Below are 19632 nucleotides of genomic sequence, written 5' to 3' on the forward strand. Positions count from 1 at the left end.
CGTGCACCACCGGAGCGGACCAACTCGTTCCCGTTTCAGGCGTACGTTCCGCCCGCGAGGGAAGGTAGGCCCCGTGCCGACGGACGACGAGACCCTCGATGGATTCGCGGCCGAGCTGCGACGCCTGCGCCGGCGGCGCGACGTGTCGCTCTCGGACCTGGCCCGCACCATCCACTACAGCAAGGGCTACCTCAGCAAGATCGAGAACGGGCGGAAGCCGCCCACCCCCGATGTCGCCCGCAGGTGCGACGAGGCCCTCGACGCCGGCGGCGAACTGGTACGCCTCATCCCGCCCGTACCGGCCGTCCCGCCGGCCCGCACCGGGGACGACGGGCCCGACGCGGAGGGTTCCGGCGCGGTCTGCCCCTACCGGGGTCTGGCCGCCTACGGGCCCGGGGACGCCGAGTGGTTCTTCGGCCGCGAGAGCGCCACCGCCGAGTTGACCGGTCGGCTCGCCGAGCGGATCGGTCGGGGCGCGGTGGCGGTGGTGGCCCCGTCCGGCGCGGGCAAGTCCTCGCTGCTGCGCGCCGGGCTGCTTCCCGCAGTGCGCCGCGGGGCGCTGCCGGTCGCCGGGTCGCGGGACTGGCCGGTGGTGGTGTGCGCGCCGGGCGCGCACCCGCTCAAGGAGCTGCTGCGCTGTGCGGCGGACGTGCTGGGGGCGCCGGCGGCGGGGATCACCCCCGAGGAGCTGGTCGACCGACCGGACCGGCTGCCGGAGGCGGTGGCGGGCTCTCTCGGCCGGCCCGGGCTGGTGCTCCTCGTCGACCAGTTCGAGGAGGTCTTCACGCTCTGCGAGGACGACCGGGAACGCGGCGCCTTCGTCCGTGTGCTGCACTCGCTGGCCGGCCGCTCCACCATCGCCGTCGTCATCGGGATGCGGGCCGACTTCTGCGGGCAGTGCCTGGACCATCCAGAACTGGTGGAGGTCTTCACGCACGGCCTGTTCGCCCTCGGCCCGATGTCCGAGGTGCAACTGCGCCAGGCCGTCTGCGAGCCCGCGGCGCGGGCCGGGCTCACCCTGGAGGTCGGCCTGGTCGAACTGCTGCTGCGCGATCTCGGGGACCGCTCGGCGGCGCACGCGGGTTCCCTTCCGCTCCTTGCCCACGCGCTGCTCGGCACCTGGCAGCAACGCTCCGGCAGGACGCTCACGGTGGCCGGTTACGAGATGACCGGCGGGATCCACGGAGCGGTCGCGCGCACCGCCGAGTCCGTCTTCGCCCGGCTGGGGCCCGTCGAGCGGCGCATCGCACGGCACCTGCTGATCCGGCTCGTGCACCTCGCGGACGGTTCGGGTACCCAGACGCGCAGGCCGGTCGAGCGGGAACGGCTGTTGCGGCAGGTGGCGGACGCCGGTGCGGGCGGACGGGTGCTGGACGCGTTCATCGAGGCCCGGCTCGTGACCGCCGACGGGGCCTCGGTGGAGATCACCCACGAGGCGCTGCTGCACGCGTGGCCGCGCCTGCGCGAGTGGATCGAGTCCGACCGGGCGGCCCTGGTGCTGCGCCAGCGGGTCTCCGACGCGGGCGCCGAGTGGGTACGGAGCGGGCGCGACCCCAGCCTGCTCTTCCGGGGCAGCCGGCTCGCCGGGGTCCGGGAGTGGGCCGAGCGGCAGGACCCGTCGCAGCTGGGGCCCGAGGAGAGGGAGTTCGTCGCCGCCTGCGAGGCCGAGGAGGAGCGGCGGCGCCGGGCGGTGCGGCGCCAGAGCCGGATCCGCCGGGCCCTGGTGATCACGTTGGCGGGGTTGCTCGCCGTGGCGCTGGCGGCCGGGGCGCTGGCCTTCCAGCAGCGTGCGCGGGCGCTGGACCAGCGGCGAACGGCGCAGTCGCAGGCCATGGCGGTACGGTCGCGGGCCCTCGCGGCGGGACAGCCGGAGGCGTCCATGCTGCTCGCGGCCGCCGCTTACCGCACGGCGCCCACCGCGGAGGCCCGGGGGGCGCTCCTCAGCAGCCAGGCGCAGTTCTTCGCGGGGCGGCTGCGCGGGCACACGGGGGCGGTCAACTCCGTCGCGTACAGCCCGGACGGGAAGGTGCTGGCCTCGGCGAGTTCGGATGCCTCGGTCCGTCTGTGGGACGCGGACGGGCACCGGCCGCTCGGCACGCTCACCGGGCACACCGGGGCGGTGCAATCGGTGGCGTTCGCGCCCGACGGCAGCCGGCTGGCGACGGCGGGGGCGGACGGGACCGTGCGCTTGTGGGACGTGGGCGCACGGCGGCTCGCCGCCACCCTGATGGGGCATCGGGGGTCGGTCCGTTCGGTGGCGTTCAGCCCGGACGGCCGCACCCTGGTCTCCGGCGGCCTCGACCACACCGTGCGGCTCTGGGACCTGCCGGGCGGCACGGCGCGGGCGGTCCTGACCGGGCATGAGGACGCGGTGATGGCCGTGGCGTTCAGCCCGGACGGCTCGCGTGTGGCCTCCGCCGGCGCCGACCGGAGCGTGATGCTGTGGGACGCGGCCGACCCGGGACGGCCGCAGGTGCTCACCGGTCACACCGACCAGGTGCTCGGGATCTCCTTCGGCCCGGACGGCAGGACACTCGCCTCCGGCGGCGCCGACCGGACCGTACGGCTGTGGGACCTGCCGGGCGGCACGGCGCGGGCGGTGCTCACCGGACACGGTGACGATGTGAACGCGGTCGCGTTCAGCCGGACGGGGGACACCGTGTTCAGCGCCGGCGGTGACGGCACGGTCAAGTCCTGGGACCCGGCCACCGACAAAATGATCAGCACATGGTCGGGTCATACCGACTATGTGCTCGCCGTCGCGGCCGGCCCCGGAGAGCGGCTCGCCACCGGCGGGTTCGACCAGTCCGTGGTGCTCTGGGACCCCGGCCGGGGCGCCCTGGCCACCCGGCCGTTCAGCGAGGCGTGGCAGTCGGCGTTCTCCCCGGACGGCCGGCTGCTGGCGTCGGCTCAGGCGGACCACACCGTACGGGTCTTCGAGCCCGACCGGCGCCGGCTGCGCACCACCCTGACCGGCTCGGGGGGTTCGGTGTTCGCCGTCGCGTTCTCGCCCGACGGGCGCCTGATCGCCGCCGCGGGGGCCGACCGTATGGTCCGGACCTGGGAGGCGGCGAGCGGGAAACCGGCCGCCGTGCTCTCCGGTCACGGCGGCTCCGTCTTCGCGGTGGCGTTCTCCCCGGACGGCCGGACGCTCGCCTCGGCCGGAGCGGACCGCACCGTGGTGCTGTGGGACGTGGGCACGGGCCGGCGGGAGGCCACCCTCGATGCCCACCAGGATTTCGTCAACGCCGTCGTGTTCAGCCCGGACGGCCGGACGCTCGCCTCCGGGAGCGATGATCTGACGGTACGACTGTGGGACGTGGCGGACGTACGGGCCGCCGGACGGGCGCCGCGGGCCGTGCTGCGCGGCCACATCGGCTCCGTCCGCGGCGTGGCGTTCTCACCGGACGGGCGGACCCTCGCCAGCGGGGGGAACGACGGGACGGTCCGGCTGTGGGACACCGCCCGGCTCACCTCGGCCGGTACCCTCGCCGGACACAGCGGGTCGGTGCGGGCGGTGGCGTTCAGCCCCGACGGCACGGTGTTGGCGAGCAGCGGCAGTGACCAGAGCGTGAAGCTGTGGGATCCGCGGCGCGGCGAGCAGACGGCGACGCTGGGCGGCCATACGGGAGCCGTGTGGGGCGTCACCTTCGACCCGGCGCGGCCGGACACGCTGGCGAGCAGCAGCAACGACGGCACGGTGCGGCTGTGGAACACCGGCGTCTCGGAGCGCACGGCCGCGCTGTGCCGCCTCCTGGGGGACACCGGCCCCGCGCGCTGGTCCGAACTGCTGCCCGGGCTCCCCTATCTCCGTGTGTGTCCGGGGGCGGCCGACTGAACCCCCGGGAAAACGAACCCCCCGGGGAAACGGCCCGTTTCCCCGGGGGTTTCCCGTTTCCCGACGGCAAGGGCGACGCGTGGCGTCTCGACAGCGACGCCGGGCACGGCCCAGTCTCGAACCACCGCAGCCGGTGGGCGTGTTCCGACCGAACCACAGTCACCGGCCGACCTGGCGGAGGGTCACGACCCGTCAAGAAGACACGATCCGTCAAGAACTACTACGGGGAACGGGGAACCGGGCATGCGCACCATCCTTGACAGAACGAGGCGGTCCGTCGCGGCGGTCGGCCTGTTGGCGCTCTGCGCCGTGGGGGCCACGGCGCCCCCGGCGGGAGCCGCTCCGGCGGCGCGGGCCGAGCGGGCCGGCCCGGCGGCGGGCGCCCGACCGGCTGCCGCCGAAGCCGGCTGCGACGTCCTCGCGCCGGGTGCGTCCGCCGCCGCTCAGGCCGCGGTGCGGGCCGCCTGCTCGCAGATCGGCGTCTGGTACACGTGGGGAGGCGGCCACGGGCCGCAGCCGGGCGCCACCTACGGGCAGGTGGATCCTTCCGATCCGGCCAGTCAGCACGACCCGGAGCGGCGCGGGTTCGACTGTTCGGGCCTGGTCCGTTACGCCTACGCCCAGGCCACCGGTCAGGACATCCTGGCCGGTACGGCGAACGGCCAGTACCACTCGTCGCGGGTGACGGCGCGGTTCGGCGCGTCCCAGGGCACCGGACCCCTGCTGCCCGGTGACCTGCTGGCCTGGGGCGGGGACAACAGCATCCATCACATCGCCGTCTACCTGGGCGCGGGGAAGATGGTCGAGGCCCGGCAGTCCGGCACCCACGTGATGGTCAGTGACGTCCGGCTCGGCGGCGACTACAACGGGGCCGTCCGCATCGGTGCCGACCCGGGGCAGGGCGGCAACTTCTCCACCTGGGGCACGGACGTGTGGACACATTCCGAACCGTCCACGACCAGCGCGCGGGTCAATAAGTTCGACGGCCCGACGCGGGTGCGGATCGGCTGCCAGAAGCACGCCCAGCCCGTGGACGCCGAGGGCTACCACAACGACGCCTGGTCCTACCTGCCGGACTACCAGGCGTGGATCACCAACATCTACATCCAGGGTCCCGCCTGGCTGGATGGCGTCCCCACCTGCCCCTGACACACCTTCACCCACATCGACACGCCGACTGATCGACACATCCGAGGATACGAGGAGTACACGGTGAACGTACGCAAGAAGATCGCCCTGTTGACCGGTGCGGCCGCCCTCACGGCCACCCTGACCGCCACCGGACTGCCCGCGGCGAGTGCCGCGCCCGCCGCCCCCGCGAAGCCCACCGCCGACTGCGGCGTCCACTCGGACGGCCGGCTCTACTGCGGCAACAAGGTCGGGGCCAAGGGGTACGCGGACCGCTCGTACCGCTCCGCGACCCGCGGCACGCTCACCACCGGCTACAACTGGTTCGTGTGCTGGGGCCACGGCGACCCGCACCAGGGGCAGAACGACATCTGGTACTGGACGCAGCTCGACAACGGCGCCTGGGGCAACGTGCCCGCCGTCGACGTCAACACGAACAACGACCCCGCCTACGGCCTGCGTCAGTGCTGAGCCGCGCCTGAGCCGGACAGCGGAGCCGGACAGCGCTGTGGGGCCCCCTCCCGGTCGGGAGGGGGCCCCACTCGTGTGCGCGTGTGCGGCGGTGCGCTACCAGCGGTACCAGCGTCCGCCACCGCCCGCGGGACGGGCGACGAAGCCGATCAGCCACAGCACCAGGACCGCGATCGCGACCCACCACAGCACCTTCAGCGCGAAGCCCGCGCCGAACAGGACGAGAGCGAGCAGAAGGACGAGAAGCAGGGGAACCATAGTTATCAACCTCCGAAGGAGCCAGTGCCCCGGCCGGCCCTCCCCATGCGCGAGAACCACTCGGTTCTTCGGGCGCCTCCATCCGTTGCCGAAGACGCTGAGCCATGCCCCGAACCACACGCTCGGTCACCGAAAAGGTGCGCCCCGTAGCACGCCGTGGCAGCGTCATGGGCGTGGAGGCCAATGAGGACCTCCGACGAGATCAAGGAGCGTGAACCGTCATGGGCGGTATGCGGGACAAGAACCAGCAGCCGGGCAAGGGCCGCGAGGAGCAGGGGCAGTCGCGCCGGCAGCAGCCCGGCCAGGACCCCGGGTCGATGCGTCCGGGCGGCGGCGGACGCCGGCGCAAGCCGGGTGAGGTGTCGCACGACCGCGCGCTCGGCGACGACATGACGGGCGACGAGGGCATGGAGATGCCCCGCGACGACCGCTGACCCCGCGGCCACACGCACAGGTCTCCGGCCGGTGGCCGACCACCCGCCGGAGTCCGCCGTTCCGGGGCACCGGTGGCGGAAGGCAGAGCGACGGGCCATGCGGACGGGCCTTCCCGGGTAGACGCACCCTCGGGGACCGCGCGCGAGGCCGAAGGAGGCACGCCATGGCCCGGCTGTCGGTGGAAGGGACGGACGTCGTGGTCCGGCTGTCCTTGCGCGAGCGGCTGGCCGTGCGCCGTCGGCGGGACATCCGCGTCCCGGTGGCGGCGGTGCGCGACGTGGCGGTCGAGTCCAGTTGGTGGCGCGTGCTGCGCGGCGTGCCGGCCGCGGGCATCTGGCGCCCCGGCCGGTGTGTGGGGATCAGGCGTTCCCCGGAGGGCGATGACTTCGTCTCCGTACGGGCCAAAGGCTCGGTACTCCGGCTGGACCTCTCCGGCGACGCGGGATTCCGTCGCCTCGCGCTGACGCTCCCCGACGCGGAGACGACGGCCCGCGAGCTGCGCTCCCTGCGCCCGGCGGACCCGCAGGCGGGCGGGACGGAAAGGACGGAAGGGGGCAACGAGGGGCGGGCGGCGCCCCCGCACCGGCCCGCGCTCCAGCACGAGGGCGGAACGGTGGACGACCACGGTCGCGCGCCCGGGGCTCCCTCGCGGACCGGGACGGGCGCGCAGCCCAAGGCCGATGACGAGCGGGTCCGCCGGGCCAACGAGCGCGAATGACCCGAAGGGGCGCCCCCCGCGCCGGACCGTCACAGGCCGGACAGGATCTGCGGCGAAAGGTTTTTGATCATCGTGTTGGCCCAGCGGACCTGCCGCAGCGTCTGCGGATGACAGGAGGACGCGAGCTCCAGGAGGCGGGCGTCCCGGGTGGCCTGCGCCGTCTGCGCCAACATCTCCCAGTACAGCGAGTTCTCCGCGGCGGCCAGGTAGAGGTCCTTCAGGTCGTGCAGCAGGAGCAGGCCGGGTTCGGGTCGTCTGCCCAGGGCTTCCGCCGCCCTCTCCCGCAGCGCCGCGAGGGGACCGCCCGAACCGGGGTGGTCGGGCGGCGCGTCGAGGTCGAGCGAGTAGTGCCGGGCCGCCTCCGACAGACGGGCGGCGTGCTCGCGTGACCACCGGGCGAGGTCGAGGGCGATGTGGTGGACCTCGTGTTCGGTGCGGTGCCGCTCGGCCGCGGCCAGCAGTTCCTTCTCCAGGTGCCGTTCCCCGTGGTGCAGGGTGCGAAGGGTCAGGGTGGTGCCGTTCATGACCGGGCCGCCTCACTCCGTGTGACGTCAGGTCGGGGGCCGTCCGTGCTCTGGTTCGCGTGGGCCTCGGGGCCGCCGCTGGTGGGGCTGATCCCGCGCGGGTCGACCGGCGCGGACGCGGTGGTGGTGGGGGCCGGTGCCGGTACCCCGTCGCCCCGCCGGACCAGGGTGAGGCGGGCCGCGGCGGTCTTGAAGAGCGGCTGCTTGGACACCGGGTCCCAGTCCGTGACGGTGGTCTCGTTCGCCGCTCTGCCCGGCCCGTCCCCCGAGGGGCCATAGCCCTCGGCGGTGTCCCAGTAGCCGTAGTGGAACGGGACGAAGAGCAGGCCCTCGCGGATCGCGGTGATCCGCAGCGTGCCGCGCAGGGAGCCGCGGGGCGTGGTGACGTCCACCAGGTCGCCTTCCGCGAGTCCGCGGGCGGCCGCGTCCACGGCGGACAGTTCCACCCACACCTCGGGCGCCGCCGCGTTCAGTTGGGGGACCCGGCCGGTCTTGGTGCGGGTGTGGAAGTGGTAGAGGGTCCGACCGGTGGTGAGCTGGAGCGGGTACTCCCGCGAGGGTTCCTCGTGGGCCGGCTGGTACTCGGCCGCCTTGATGACGGCCTTGCCGTCCGGGTTGAGCGAGCGGTACTCCACCACTTCCACGGAAGCCCCGGTGACGAGGTCCTTGCCGTAGCTCTCGCAGACGTCCGGGTGGGCCCAGGTGATGCCGTCCGTGTAGAGCCGCTCGGTCCCCTCGGGACGGGCCGCGTCGCACGGCCACTGGATGCCGCTGCCGCCGCGCAGCTTGTCGTAGGTGACGCCGGTGTAGTCGCAGGGCCGTCCGGCGCTGCACCGCTTCCACGCCTCGAACGCCTCCTCCGGCCCGTCCCAGGTCACGAGCGGGCCGCCGTCCTTGTCGCGGAAGTCCATGCGGCGCGCGTAGTCGAGGAAGATCGCGAGGTCGGGGCGGGCTTCGCCAGGGGGCTCCACGGCCTTCTCGCTCAGGTGGACGGTGCGGTCCGCGTTGGTGAAGGTGCCCGTCTTCTCGCCCCAGGTCGCGGCGGGCAGGACGACGTCGGCCAGTTGCGCGGTCTCGGTGAGGTACAGGTCCTGTACGACGGTGAACAGCCGGTCCTGGCCGAGGACGGAGCGGACCCGGGCGAGTTCGGGCAGCGAGACCGCCGGATTGGTGGCGCTGATCCACAACATCCGGATCGAGCCCTGCTCGGCGTAGCGGAAGATCTGCATGGCGTGCGTGGGGGGCGCGTAGTGCGGGATGGTCGACGGTTCGACGTTCCACACCCGGGCCAGGTCCGCGACGTGCCGGTCGTTCTGCCAGTTCCGGAAGCCGGGCAGGTCGCCGTCGGCCCCGCATTCGCGGGTGTTCTCAGCGGTGGGCTGTCCGTTCATCTGGAGCACTCCCGCGCCGGGGCGGCCGAGCATGCCACGGACCAGGTGCAGGTTGTTGACCTGTACGGCGGCGGCGGTGGCCTGGTGGGACTGGTAGACCCCCTGGAGGACGGTGGACAGCAGCCGCTCGGCGGAGCCGAGGAGTTCGGCGGCCTCGGTGATGGCCGTCGCGGGGACGTCGCAGATGGCGGCGGCCCACCGGGGGGTGCAGGAGGCCACGCGTTCTCGGAGTTCCTCGAAGCCGACCGTGTGCGCCCCGACGAACCCGTGGTCGACGCGGTCGGTGCGGATGATCTCGTGCAGCAGGGCGTTGAGCAGGGCCACGTTCGTCCCTGGGCGCGGCGCGAGGTGGACGTCGGCCCTGCGCGCGACGGGGGTGGGGCGGGGGTCCACGCAGATCAGCCGCGGCGGATCGGCTCCGTCGAGGCGATCCAGTACGCGCATCCACAGGACGGGTTGGGTCTCGGCCATGTTGTGGCCGAAGAGCGCGAGGGTGTCGGCGTGGTCGACGTCCGCGTAGGAGCCGGGCTGGCCGTCACAGCCGAAGGACTCCTTCAGGGCCTCCGCCGCGGTGGCGGTGCACAGTCGGGTGTTGCCGTCGAGGTGGTTGGTGCCGATGCCGGCGCGGGCCAGGATCGCCAGGGTGTAGTACTCCTCCAGGTACAGCTGGCCGCTGGTGTAGAAGCCGATGGAGCCCGGGCCGCGCCGGTCCAGGAGGTCTTTGGAGCGGGCCACGATCCGGCCCATCGCGGTGTCCCAGTCGCACGCGACCAGCCGGCCGCCCTCGCGCACGAGGGGGCTGGTGAGGCGGTCCGCGGAGGCGTTGGCCTGCCAGCCGAACAGGTCCTTCGGTCCGAGCCGGCCCCGGTTGACCCGGTCCGCGGCGCGCCCGCGGACGCCCACGATGTGCCGACGCCGCCTGGACCCAGTGGTCGACGTCGTCGACGCCGGTCCCGGACGCCAGGTGCGTGTCGGTCCGTACCGGCCACTCCGCTCCCCGCGCGTAGGGGGTGCGGCCGCCCCACGGGACGGCGATCCGGTCCACCGAGGCTTCCATGGCCCACCTCCGCCGATCTCCGGTGTGTCGATCGGCGCCTACCCGGGGAGTGACGGCTCAAGCAGGGCTTCCGCGCCTTTCGCCCGGAGGGCCGGTGCCCGGCCCGGCCGCCGGGCACCCCTCTTCATGGGGCAGGATGGCACTCCCGTTCCCGAGGCGTCCATCCGCCCGAACCGGGGCCCCCGCACGACGAACTGACAGGTGACAAGGTGACGACACACCCCATACGACGGCCTGCGGCGGCCGTCGCCGCTCCCCCGGTCCGGCGCGGAGCGGAGGGACCGCGTTGACCCGGGGTCTGGTCCTGCACGACTGGCTGGTGGCCGGTATCGCGCTGGCCGCCGGAGGCGTGGCCGCGCTGCTGCTGCGCGGGCTGCTGCGCTGGCTGGCCAAGCACGCGCTGCGGACCAAGTGGACCGGGGACGACATCATCGTCGACGCCCTGCGTACGCTCGCGCCGGGAGCGGCCGTCATCGCCGGCGCCGCGGTGGCCGCCGGGACGCTGCCGCTGACGGCCCGGATCGCGGGACTCGTGAACCAGTCCCTGACCGCCTTGCTGATCCTCTTCGCCACGTTCAGCGCCGCCCGGGTCATCGCGGGCCTGGTCCAGTCCGTGGCGCAGTCGCGGACCGGGGTGGCCGGCTCGGCGACGATCTTCGTCAACATCACGCGCATCGTGGTGCTGACCATGGGCGTGCTCGTCGCGCTCGAAACGATGGGCGTCTCCATCGCGCCGCTGCTCACCGCGCTCGGTGTGGGCGGTCTGGCGGTGGCCCTCGCCCTCCAGGACACCTTGGCCAACCTCTTCGCGGGCGTGCACATCCTGGCCTCGAAGACGGTGCAGCCCGGCGACTACATCCGCCTCAGCAGTGGTGAGGAGGGGTACGTCGTCGACATCAACTGGCGCAACACCGTGGTCCGCAACCTGTCGAACAACCTGGTCATCATCCCGAACGGGAGGCTCGCCCGGACGAACATGACCAACTACACCCAGCCGGAACAGCAGTTGTCCCTGCTGGTCCAGGTGGGCGTGGGGTACGAGAGCGACCTGGAGCACGTGGAGCGCGTGACCCTGGAGGTGGTGGGCACCGTGATGGCCGACATCAACGGCGCCGTCCCCGAGCACGAGGGCGCGGTCCGCTTCCACACGTTCGCGGACTCCAGGATCAACTTCACGGCGATCCTCGGGGTCGGCGAGTTCAGCGACCAGTACCGGATCAAGCACGAGTTCATCAAGCGCCTGCACCAGCGGTTCCGGGAGGAGGGCATCTCGATCCCCGCTCCGACGCGTACGGTCGCGCTACAGCGGGAGGACGCGCCGCTCTCCGCCTCCGCGGCGCCGACCGTGCTTCCGCACCAGCGCGAGGGCGGCCGAACCACGGTTCGCTGACGGGCGGGCGGCCCGGCCGCCCGGTGTCACACGAAATACGGGCCGGCGGGCGCGGCGGGTCGACGCGCCACGCCGCCCGCGCCGGCATCGCGCTCCGCCACCGCGTCGCCGCGGCGCTCACCGGCCGCCCGTAGGGAGTGTCCGAAGAGGCTCTGGTTGGAGCGGTCACCGCTGTGTAATGTCACATCGCATGATGCTCTTACGGCGCGCGGCGTCCGCCGCGTCCCTTCTGTGCGCCCTTCTCCCGATCGCGGTCGCCGCCCCCGCGCAGGCGGCCGACGGCGCCGCCTGCGGCACCTCCCTCACCGTCCCCCTCGACGCCGAGCAGGCCCGGCTCGCGGACGCCCGCACGACGGCGCTCGTCGAGGGCGGCGGTTTCGGGGACTTCGTCCGACGCTTCCCCGCCGCGCTGTGCGGGGTGCGCGGCCCCGCCGAAGCCGGCCGGCTGCTCGACGGCTGGGGCGAGGCCCTGTGGCAGTCCGCCGTACGCCGGGCCCAGGGCCGGCGGCCCGCCGGAGACCTGCCGGCAGCCGACGACCGGCCGCTGTACTGGACCCGCCTGGCGATGACCGTGCAACTGTCGCGCTGGGAACCGGGCTTCCCCGTGGACCGCCCGGCGCTGCGCGGCCGGTTCGAGGACGCCTCGCGCGGCCTCACCGACAACGCGTTCCGGGCCGGCCCCGGCGTACGGCGGGTCTTCATCAGCGGCTTCGACCCGTTCGGGCTCGACGCCGAGCCGCGCCGGGCGAACCCGTCCGGCTCGGCCGCCCTCCAACTGAGCGGCCGGCGTCTCACCCTCGCCGATGGGAGCCCCGCCGAGGTCCGCGCCGTCGTCCTGCCCGTGCGCTACGCCGACTTCGACGCCGGGATCGTGGAGCGGGCCTTCGCCCCGCGGCTGACCGGCGGCCCCGCGTCGGCGGACGTCATCACCACCATCAGCCAGGGGTACCCGGGCATCTTCACCCTGGAGGCGTGGGCCGGTCGGGCCCGCTCGGCGGACCCGTACCCCGACAACACCGGCGCCCTCTCGGGCGGCACCCGCGAACACCCCGTGACCGCCCCCGGCCTCGGCCCGGGCGCCGAGTTCATCGGCACCACGCTGCCCGCCGACTCCGTGACCGGCTCCGTCCAGGCCCCGTACCCCGTCCTGCTCAACACGGAGGTCACCGAGATCCCGGCGGGCGCCGCGGCGCCGGTGGACCGGGCCGACGGCCCCACTCCCGGCTCCCGGGCGGTGGCGGGCGGCGGGGGCGGTTACCTCTCCAACGAGGTGGCCTACCGGTCCAACCGGCTGCGCGGCGAGCTCGCCCCGGCGATGCCCGGCGGCCATCTGCACACCCCGGTCCTCACCGGGCTGCCGGCCGATCCCCGGCTGCTGACCGGCCCGGAGTTCGAGCACAACGAACGGGCGATCACCTCGGAGGTCCGCTCGGTGCTGGAACACGTGGCGGTGCCGACGTCCCGTTGAGGCCCCGGCGGGAGTGCCAGGGGCGGGCGATACGATCCGACGCGTAGCCCGCCCGTCCCGCCAGGATGATGAACAAGGACAGACCGTGACGGTCCACCGACCGGGGGCAGCCCGGTGACCTGCCCGGTCAGGAACTGCTGTGGGCGCGTTGGGCCTTGCTCGCCGTCCTGGAGGCGACCACCGAGGACGAGTGGCGCGGCGTGCACCGCACGGGTCAATGGGTCGGCGGCACCGGCCCGCACCTCGACGACGCCGGCTGCACCTGATGGACCCTGTCCCGCAGGGGCGAGGGCCGCTACGTGCTCTACGGCGAGGACGAGTCGAGCGACGTCAAATGGCCAGACCTCCCCCATGACTTCGGGGAAGCCGTTTTCTGGACCGCGAGCAGGTCCTCGATCTGCTCACCGACGCCGACGGGCCGGTGGAGGGCGTCACGGCGGCGGACCTCCTCGACGCCGCGGAGAGCTACCGTCTGACCCCCGAAGCCCTGGAAGCCCTGGTCGCCGACGACCCCGCCCGGGACCTCCCGGCCATGCTGCGCGCCCTCCACACGTCCGGCCTCTCGGCGGCGCCGCTCCCCCGCCGAACCGTCCCGCGTGGATAACGTCGTCCCATGAACACGTCGTCGCAGCCCTTCGAGATCCTGCTGGTCCCCACCAACGCCGAGAACCCCGGCGAGGCCTCCCCGGCCGGTGGCCCCGTGCGCTCCGCCGTCGTCCGACCGACGGGCGAGACGGGCGCGTCGGGGTACCCGAGGTATGCGGGGGACGGCATGGAGGCGGACATCGATCCCGCCAGCGGCACGGTCGAGGCGCTGCTCGTCGACGGCGCCGAACTGGGCTACGGGCTCACGGCGGTGGCCCGGCCCCACGGCTGACCGTCCCACCGCCGGCGGCGGACGGAGACCTCGGCGTGCCGGCCGGTACGCGCGCTCCCGACCTGTCGCACCGACGCCCGGGCCGTCTCGCCGAGCGCCCCTATGCCGCCCCGAAGTCCGGGAGGGTGAGGCTGCCGTCGTCGGCGAGGGTGAAGCCGGGGTTGTGCGCGATCTCCCAGGGGTGGCCGTCGGGGTCGGTGAAGGTGCCCGCGTAGCCCCCGTAGAACGTCGTCGCCGGCGGGCTGGTGACGGTGGCTCCGGCGTTCCGCGCCGCCGCGACCAGCGCGTCGACCTCCGCGCGGTCGCGCACGTTGTGCGCGAGGACGATCCCGCCGAAACCCCTCGGGCCGGTGTCCTCGATCCCGGAGTCGAGCGCCAACTCGGCGCGGCCCCAGAGGACCAGGGCGAGGCCGCCCGCCTGGAAGAAGACGGTTTCCGCGGTCTCCTGTCCCCGCCAGCCGAGGCTCTCGTAGAACGTCCGGGAGCGGGCCAGGTCCGTGACACCGAGGGTGATCAGGCTGATGCGCTGTTCCATGGCCGGAAGTTACCACCGGCTCAGCCGGGCTTGCTCCGTGCGGGTTGTCTTGCGTGCCCGTTCGGCGGTACCACCCGAGTGGATGATCATCATCAAGGCGTTCCATCGTTTTGCTGGTGTCATCGGGCCGTGGGCGATCCGGGAAGGCTGCGTGGCGATGACATCGGCACACGGGGCAGGACGAAACAGGTGGTGGGGCGCGGCCGCCGCGGTCGCCGGAGCGGCCCTGGTGGTGGCAGCGGCGCCGGGCCGCCCGGTGGGCTCGGATGCCTCGCGGCTCGCCGCGGAGGGCGCGGAGGCGGCGGTCACGCTGCTGGTCAGCAGGGCCCTCGACGAGGGGCGCGACGGCGTCGCCGTTCGGTGCGCGGTGGCCGAGGCTTTCCGCGCCGGGCTTTGCGACGGCCGGCGTCAGCAGCGGGTGTTGGCGACGGCATGGGGCGCCGGGTCGGTCCTCGGCGGGCCGGCCGGATCGGTCGCGGCGCCCACCGTGGCCCTGCCCACGGACGCCGACGGGCCGCTGGAGATCGCGGTCGCCGAATCGGGGCGGCTGACGGACGTCACCGTCCACGACCGCCACGGGCGTTACGTGGGCGGCGCGTTGGACCCACGGAGCCGGCGTTGGACCAACACCGAACCGCTGCGGGCCGGTGAGGAGTACACCGTGCGCGTCGGCGCCCAGGACGCGGTGGGCACACCGGTCGGCGTGACGATGGCGTTCCGTACCGCGCCGCCGAAGGACGACGACCGGCTCACGGTGGAGTTCGGGCCGAAGGAGGGGACGTACGGCGCGGGTCAGATCGTGACGGCCTCGCTCAGCCGCCCCGTTCCGGCCGACGACCGCACGGCCCGGGCCCGGGTGGAGCAGGCGCTCCAAGTGACTTCGGAGCCGGCGGTGGAGGGCGCCTGGCACTGGGTCGACGACTCGACGCTGCACTACCGGCCGCGCGCCTACTGGCCGGCCCACGCCGTGGTGCACGTCCGCAGCGGCCTGGACGGGATCGAGGTCGGCGGACACGCGTACGGCGGCCCCTCGAACGGGCTCGACCTCACCATCGGCGACCGTATCGAGGCGGTCACCGACTCGGCCGCGCACGAGATGACCGTACGCCGCAACGGGCGGGTCATCCGGACCATCCCCGTCACCACCGGCAAGGCCGGGTTCCGAACCCGCGCGGGAGTCAAGGTGGTGCTGGGTAAGGAGTTGGAGGTCCGGATGCGGGGCGACTCCGTGGGCATCAAGCGCGGTACGAGCGAGTTCTACGACATGCCGGTGCGCTACGCGACGCGGGTGACGTGGAGCGGCGAGTACGTGCACGCGGCGCCGTGGTCGGTGGAGGCGCAGGGCGAGGAGAACGTCAGCCACGGCTGTACCGGCATGAGCACGGCGGACGCCGCCTGGTTCTTCGCGACGGTGCGGGAGGGGGACGTCGTGGAGGTCGTGAACAGCGGCGGCGAGAAGATGACGCCGTTCGGGAACGGCTTCGGCGACTGGAACCTGGATTGGCGGGCCTGGCGGGCGGGCAGTGCCCTCGCCGCCGCCCGGGAGGCGTCTTCCACACCACCGGTGGCGGTCCACGCCTCTTCGCGCCTGCGACCCCTGACCTGACGGGTCCGGCGGACTCACCGCTTGTGACGGGGGGAATTCGGGTGGTGATAAATAGATGAATGGCTGACTGAATTACCGTCAACAAGCATGCACCCGATATCTCGATTGGATAACGAGATGTCTATAATTGGCCTGGACCAATGCCGGTTGACGCGCGTAAATTCCTTGTAACGCAAGGGATTTGATGGTTCATCAAATACGGTCGAGTAGGTAACGGTCCGATATCCCGCTCCCCTTTCCCGTATGTCCGAATTCTTCAGGCGGCTCGTCTGGCAGGCTTCCGCGCACCCACTCTTCCGACCACGAGTTGAGGTGCGCATGACCAGACATCGCAGACGAGCCGAACACCGGCGCAAACCCCGGCGGTTCATACTCATCACCGCCGCCATGGCCACGGCGGCGGTGATCGCGGGGGGACTCGCCTACTCCGGACTGGGCGACGGCGCCCAGGCAGCCCAACCCGCACAGGCCGAAGCACTCCCGCAGGCGTTCGCGCCGGCCGCCGCACCGGCCAGGGACCAGGAACCGGCGCCCCTCTCGGGCGCGCCCGCCAACGAGGACACGCGCGGCATGGTCTACGACGGCCTCAACGCCGCGCCCAAGGGCGACCGTTGCGTCGGCGTCTACCGCACGGAAGCGGGGCAGTGCACCCACGGCCCCGACGCGCCGCCCAAGGGCGTCGACATCAAGGCCGAGATACCCCCGGCCGTCAAGACGAAGGCCGCCGCGGCCGATCCGGCCCACCCCGAGGCCGGCGCCCCCGCGAGCACCGGAGGTGACGGGCGTCCTCAGGACGCGCCCGCCGCCGACGCGCGCACCGCGAAGGCGGCCGCCGCCCCGGCGCCCGCGCCGTCGTCCGGTGACCAGGCCGTCGCCGCGGGCCCGGCGGGCCAGACCGTCCAGTGCGACGGCGACGGCAGCACCGGCAACCGCGTCCAGGTCGTCTACGTACACGGCGCCGACCGCGACCGGTACTCCGAGTACGTCGCCTCGTTCCGCAAGTGGGCGGCCGACGCCGACCTGATCTACTCGACGAGTGCCCAGGAGACCGGTGGCGTCCGGCACATCCGCTACGTCACGGCCGCCGACTGCACCCCCACGGTGCTGAACATCGAACTGCCCGCGTCCGCCCTCGCGGAGTTCAGCGCGACCAACAACGCGCTCGCCGGCAAGGGCCTCGACCGCCGCGACCGCAAGTACATGATCTTCGCCGACACACAGGTCTACTGCGGCATAGGCACCTTCAACGGCGACGAGCGGCACGGCCAGGACAACCTGAGCAACTTCGGCCCCTCCTACGGCCGTACGGACTCCGGCTGCTGGGGCGGTCACACCGCCGCCCACGAACTCGGCCACAACCTCGGAGCGGTCAACAACAGCGCGCCGAACACCAGCCGGGGCGCGCACTGCACGGACGAGTACGACGTCATGTGCTACTCGGACACCCCGTACTACCCGCAGATGCGCTACGTCTGCTCCAACCAGGCCGCCGAGAACATCCTGGACTGCAACCACGACGACTACTTCCACACCAACCCCAAGCCGGGCAGTTACCTCGCCACGCACTGGAACATCGCCGACAACCAGTTCCTGATGCGCGCGGGCGGCGGGGGCGGCACCGACCCGAACCCGAAGCCGACCCCGACGCCGACCCCCAGCCCCAAGCCGACCAAGCGGCCCGGCGGCGGACCTACGGTGACGGCCGGTCAGCTCAAGGCGGACTCGGTCGTCGTCAGTTGGCCCAAGGTGGACGGCGCGGTCTGGTACCAGGTGCTGCTGAACGGCAAGCACCTGACCTGGACGCAGTCCCAGGTCCTGCGCATCTACAACCTCCAGCCCGGAACGGACTACAAGGTCGCCGTGTCCGTCCGCGACGGCTCCGGCCGTGACAGCGGCCCCGGCCGCACCACGGCCTTCCGTACGGTGGGCGCCGGCGGCGGCGCCACCACCCCCGGCAGCCGCTACACGCTCGGCAACGGCAGCACCGGCATGGCCGCCGAGCTGTGGGGCGGCCGTACCGCCGACGGCACGGTCCTCGTGGGGGCACGGGCCAACGGTTACGCGCCGCAGCAGTGGTACTTCGACGACGCGGGCGGCGGGCTCGTACGCATCCGCTCGGCGGCCTCCGGCAAGTGCCTCCAGGCCGGCAGCGCCCCGGCCGCCGGCGTGTGGGTCGCGCAGCAGCCCTGCGGGAACAACTCCGCGCAGAACTGGCGGGTTTCCTCGCGCGGGAGCGCGGTGACCGTCGCGGACCCGTCCGGCGGCTACGCCCTGACCGTGAGCAACCGGCCCTACTACGGGGACTGGCTGCTCGACCTCCAGCGCGCGGACGGCCGCGCGACGCAGGTCTGGACGGTCCAGAAGGCGGGCTGACCCGGCCCCGAGCGGTGGAGCGGGGACGGCCGTTCCCGCTCCACCGCTCCCTTTTCCTCTTCTCCACACCCACCGCAATGGGAGCACCATGACGATGCGACGCAGACGACACTCCTTCCAGGCCCTGACCGCCGCCGGCTTCCTGGCCCTGGCCCTCACCCGGGCGCTGGCGGCCCCCACGGCCGCGCAGGCGCACGGTGACACCGTCAAGGTCGTGATCACGGGTCAGCGGGACGGTCATCTCACCACGGACGTCACCTGGGAGAACGACGGGGACGCCGTGGACGAGGCGGTCGCCGCCACGGTGAACGCGACGAGCCCGGACGGCTCCCACACCGCGGGTCCCTGGCGGCTGGTCCGCGATCCCGGCGGCGGCGCGGGTTGGACCACGGCCGAAATCCTTCCGCCCGGCACCTGGAAGGTCGCCGTCGACGTGGGCTTCCCGGCCCTGGGGCACGGCGAGCGGGAGGTCGCCGTACCGGTGGTCGACCCCAGCCCCTCACCGACCGTCCCCGGCCCCTCTCCGACCGTCCCCGCACCGACCGTCCCCGCACCGACCGTCCCCGCACCGGCGCCGACCACACCCGCGGCCGACGCTTCGGGCGACGGGAACGGGTGGTGGTGGACGACGGCCGGCGTCGCGCTGACGGCCCTCGCCGGGACCGCAGTCGGGCTCCGGCTGCGGCGCCGCCGCGGTCGTTAGCGGCGCCGCAGCCGGAGCCGGCGGGGAACAGCGGGCGGCATCAGCGCGCCGGGCAGGTCTTCCAGGCGAAGTGGTACACGGTCCGGATGTCACCGTCGGCGGAGTCCATGGCGACGAAGCTGTTGGTCTTCGCCGGGTCCGATGTGCCCGCGCCGACGCGCAGTTCGGTGTTGATGTTGAAGTTGCGCTGCACGCCGCACGGCGCCCACACCAGTTGGTCCCAGTCGGTGGAGTCCGTGACCTGCCAGTCGTTGTCGAACGCACCGTTGAAGGTGTGGGTCCGGCTCGCCGTGTCGGGCGATCCCTGGAAGTAGTACGACGCCTTCTGCGTCGCTCGCGCACCGCGCTCCAGATGCGCGTAGCCGCGGTAGTCGGCGCTCGCGACGGCGTAGGAGTAGCCCTGCGGGACGTGGACGATCAGGTTGATCTGGCAGTTCTTGCGGAAGTCGGTGGGCTGGGCGCCGAGGCCCACCTGCGCCAGGTACTGGCTGTAGGTGACGGTGAAGGCGGTGTGGTCGGGGGCGAGGGCGACCGCGGCGGTGCCGAGCGGGCAGCCGGAGCCGTTGACGGACGCGACGTCGATCACGATCTTGTCGGGCGGCGGGGTGAAGGGGGTGGGAGCGGCCGGGACCAGCGCTGAGCCGGCGAGGAGCGCGGCGGTCGCACCGCCCACGAATAAGACACCGGGCATGATGCTCCGATCGGTTTGTCGGTGGCCTTGCCTGATGTGGGGGACGTCCGGCCCGTGTGGCGGAGCGGGTTCCGGATCGCATCGGAATAGTAGGGAGCCGAAGCGCGGCGCAGTAGGGCGGATACCGGCCGAACAACCGGGGCCGGCACGGGGTTTGGCGGCGCCGGCT

At 73.2% G+C, this 19632-nt stretch carries 16 protein-coding genes and 1 pseudogene; 12 read left to right on the forward strand and 5 right to left on the reverse strand.

Annotated elements, in window-relative coordinates:
* The first annotated feature begins 73 nt into the window (after positions 1-73).
* The 3 genes from ABZ934_RS12025 to ABZ934_RS12035 all read left to right on the forward strand — a co-directional run bounded on the left by ABZ934_RS12025 (position 74) and on the right by ABZ934_RS12035 (position 5437).
* Positions 74-3838, forward strand: coding sequence for a helix-turn-helix domain-containing protein (locus tag ABZ934_RS12025; protein WP_361311854.1), 3765 nt, complete (start codon positions 74-76; stop codon positions 3836-3838).
* Positions 3839-4081: 243 nt separating this feature from the next.
* Positions 4082-4987 carry an NlpC/P60 family protein gene (locus tag ABZ934_RS12030; protein WP_361311856.1) on the forward strand — a complete coding sequence of 302 codons (906 nt, stop codon included), beginning with the start codon at positions 4082-4084 and terminating at the stop codon, positions 4985-4987.
* Between the two features lie 63 nt (positions 4988-5050).
* Positions 5051-5437, forward strand: coding sequence for a hypothetical protein (locus ABZ934_RS12035; RefSeq protein ID WP_361311858.1), 387 nt, complete (start codon positions 5051-5053; stop codon positions 5435-5437).
* Between the two features lie 96 nt (positions 5438-5533).
* Here ABZ934_RS12035 and ABZ934_RS12040 read toward each other — a convergent pair whose 3' ends face one another.
* Positions 5534-5695, reverse strand: a complete 162-nt coding sequence (locus ABZ934_RS12040; RefSeq protein ID WP_361311860.1) for a hydrophobic protein — start codon at positions 5693-5695, stop codon at positions 5534-5536.
* Between the two features lie 221 nt (positions 5696-5916).
* Here ABZ934_RS12040 and ABZ934_RS12045 point away from each other — a divergent pair, with 221 nt between their 5' ends.
* Positions 5917-6129 carry a hypothetical protein gene (locus ABZ934_RS12045; protein WP_361311862.1) on the forward strand — a complete coding sequence of 71 codons (213 nt, stop codon included), beginning with the start codon at positions 5917-5919 and terminating at the stop codon, positions 6127-6129.
* A gap of 164 nt (positions 6130-6293) precedes the next feature.
* Entirely contained in the window at positions 6294-6848 is a 555-nt protein-coding gene (locus tag ABZ934_RS12050) for a hypothetical protein (protein ID WP_361311863.1), read from the forward strand.
* 29 nt (positions 6849-6877) lie between these two features.
* Here the strand turns inward: ABZ934_RS12050 and ABZ934_RS12055 are convergent, their stop codons facing one another.
* On the reverse strand, positions 6878-7372 hold the full coding sequence (locus ABZ934_RS12055) for a hypothetical protein (protein WP_361311864.1): 495 nt from the start codon (positions 7370-7372) through the stop codon (positions 6878-6880).
* Positions 7369-9820: pseudogene (locus tag ABZ934_RS12060) on the reverse strand (nitrate reductase). The gene ABZ934_RS12055 and the pseudogene ABZ934_RS12060 overlap by 4 nt, the downstream one beginning before the upstream one ends.
* Before the next feature lie 286 nt (positions 9821-10106).
* Here ABZ934_RS12060 and ABZ934_RS12065 point away from each other — a divergent pair.
* From ABZ934_RS12065 to ABZ934_RS12080, 4 genes are all read left to right on the forward strand, one after another.
* Positions 10107-11210 (forward strand): mechanosensitive ion channel family protein, encoded by a 1104-nt coding sequence (locus ABZ934_RS12065; protein ID WP_361311866.1) that lies wholly within the window; start codon positions 10107-10109, stop codon positions 11208-11210.
* Between the two features lie 190 nt (positions 11211-11400).
* On the forward strand, positions 11401-12678 hold the full coding sequence (locus ABZ934_RS12070) for a pyroglutamyl peptidase (protein ID WP_361311867.1): 1278 nt from the start codon (positions 11401-11403) through the stop codon (positions 12676-12678).
* Between the two features lie 421 nt (positions 12679-13099).
* Positions 13100-13282: a hypothetical protein gene (locus ABZ934_RS12075; RefSeq protein WP_361311868.1), complete on the forward strand. Its 183-nt coding sequence runs from the start codon at positions 13100-13102 to the stop codon at positions 13280-13282.
* A 9-nt stretch (positions 13283-13291) separates the two neighbouring features.
* Positions 13292-13555, forward strand: a complete 264-nt coding sequence (locus tag ABZ934_RS12080; protein ID WP_361311870.1) for a hypothetical protein — start codon at positions 13292-13294, stop codon at positions 13553-13555.
* Between the two features lie 100 nt (positions 13556-13655).
* Here the strand turns inward: ABZ934_RS12080 and ABZ934_RS12085 are convergent, their stop codons facing one another.
* Positions 13656-14090, reverse strand: coding sequence for a VOC family protein (locus tag ABZ934_RS12085; RefSeq protein ID WP_361311872.1), 435 nt, complete (start codon positions 14088-14090; stop codon positions 13656-13658).
* 157 nt (positions 14091-14247) lie between these two features.
* Here ABZ934_RS12085 and ABZ934_RS12090 point away from each other — a divergent pair, with 157 nt between their 5' ends.
* The 3 genes from ABZ934_RS12090 to ABZ934_RS12100 all read left to right on the forward strand — a co-directional run bounded on the left by ABZ934_RS12090 (position 14248) and on the right by ABZ934_RS12100 (position 18772).
* The gene (locus tag ABZ934_RS12090) at positions 14248-15696 is read left to right on the forward strand and encodes an Ig-like domain-containing protein (protein WP_361311874.1); all 1449 of its coding nucleotides are present in this window, start codon (positions 14248-14250) and stop codon (positions 15694-15696) included.
* Positions 15697-16014: 318 nt separating this feature from the next.
* Positions 16015-18069 (forward strand): RICIN domain-containing protein, encoded by a 2055-nt coding sequence (locus ABZ934_RS12095; RefSeq protein WP_361311876.1) that lies wholly within the window; start codon positions 16015-16017, stop codon positions 18067-18069.
* Between the two features lie 94 nt (positions 18070-18163).
* The gene (locus ABZ934_RS12100; protein ID WP_361311877.1) at positions 18164-18772 is read left to right on the forward strand and encodes a hypothetical protein; all 609 of its coding nucleotides are present in this window, start codon (positions 18164-18166) and stop codon (positions 18770-18772) included.
* Between the two features lie 40 nt (positions 18773-18812).
* On the opposite strand, the gene ABZ934_RS12105 is transcribed toward ABZ934_RS12100, so the two are convergent.
* On the reverse strand, positions 18813-19463 hold the full coding sequence (locus ABZ934_RS12105) for a DUF4360 domain-containing protein (protein ID WP_361311878.1): 651 nt from the start codon (positions 19461-19463) through the stop codon (positions 18813-18815).
* Between the last annotated feature and the right edge of the window lie 169 nt (positions 19464-19632).

It is taken from the genome of Streptomyces sp. NPDC046557, assembly GCF_040645975.1.
Taxonomy (GTDB): domain Bacteria; phylum Actinomycetota; class Actinomycetes; order Streptomycetales; family Streptomycetaceae; genus Streptomyces.

Bases quoted from the DNA above. Each gene is read 5' to 3' on its own strand.
- ABZ934_RS12030 (WP_361311856.1), top strand. From the start codon at position 4,082: ATGCGCACCATCCTTGACAGAACGAGGCGGTCCGTCGCGGCGGTCGGC.
- ABZ934_RS12040 (WP_361311860.1), bottom strand. From the start codon at position 5,695: ATGGTTCCCCTGCTTCTCGTCCTTCTGCTCGCTCTCGTCCTGTTCGGC.
- ABZ934_RS12045 (WP_361311862.1), top strand. From the start codon at position 5,917: ATGGGCGGTATGCGGGACAAGAACCAGCAGCCGGGCAAGGGCCGCGAG.
- ABZ934_RS12050 (WP_361311863.1), top strand. From the start codon at position 6,294: ATGGCCCGGCTGTCGGTGGAAGGGACGGACGTCGTGGTCCGGCTGTCC.
- ABZ934_RS12055 (WP_361311864.1), bottom strand. From the start codon at position 7,372: ATGAACGGCACCACCCTGACCCTTCGCACCCTGCACCACGGGGAACGG.
- ABZ934_RS12070 (WP_361311867.1), top strand. From the start codon at position 11,401: ATGATGCTCTTACGGCGCGCGGCGTCCGCCGCGTCCCTTCTGTGCGCC.
- ABZ934_RS12080 (WP_361311870.1), top strand. From the start codon at position 13,292: ATGAACACGTCGTCGCAGCCCTTCGAGATCCTGCTGGTCCCCACCAAC.
- ABZ934_RS12085 (WP_361311872.1), bottom strand. From the start codon at position 14,090: ATGGAACAGCGCATCAGCCTGATCACCCTCGGTGTCACGGACCTGGCC.
- ABZ934_RS12090 (WP_361311874.1), top strand. From the start codon at position 14,248: ATGACATCGGCACACGGGGCAGGACGAAACAGGTGGTGGGGCGCGGCC.
- ABZ934_RS12095 (WP_361311876.1), top strand. From the start codon at position 16,015: ATGACCAGACATCGCAGACGAGCCGAACACCGGCGCAAACCCCGGCGG.
- ABZ934_RS12100 (WP_361311877.1), top strand. From the start codon at position 18,164: ATGCGACGCAGACGACACTCCTTCCAGGCCCTGACCGCCGCCGGCTTC.
- ABZ934_RS12105 (WP_361311878.1), bottom strand. From the start codon at position 19,463: ATGCCCGGTGTCTTATTCGTGGGCGGTGCGACCGCCGCGCTCCTCGCC.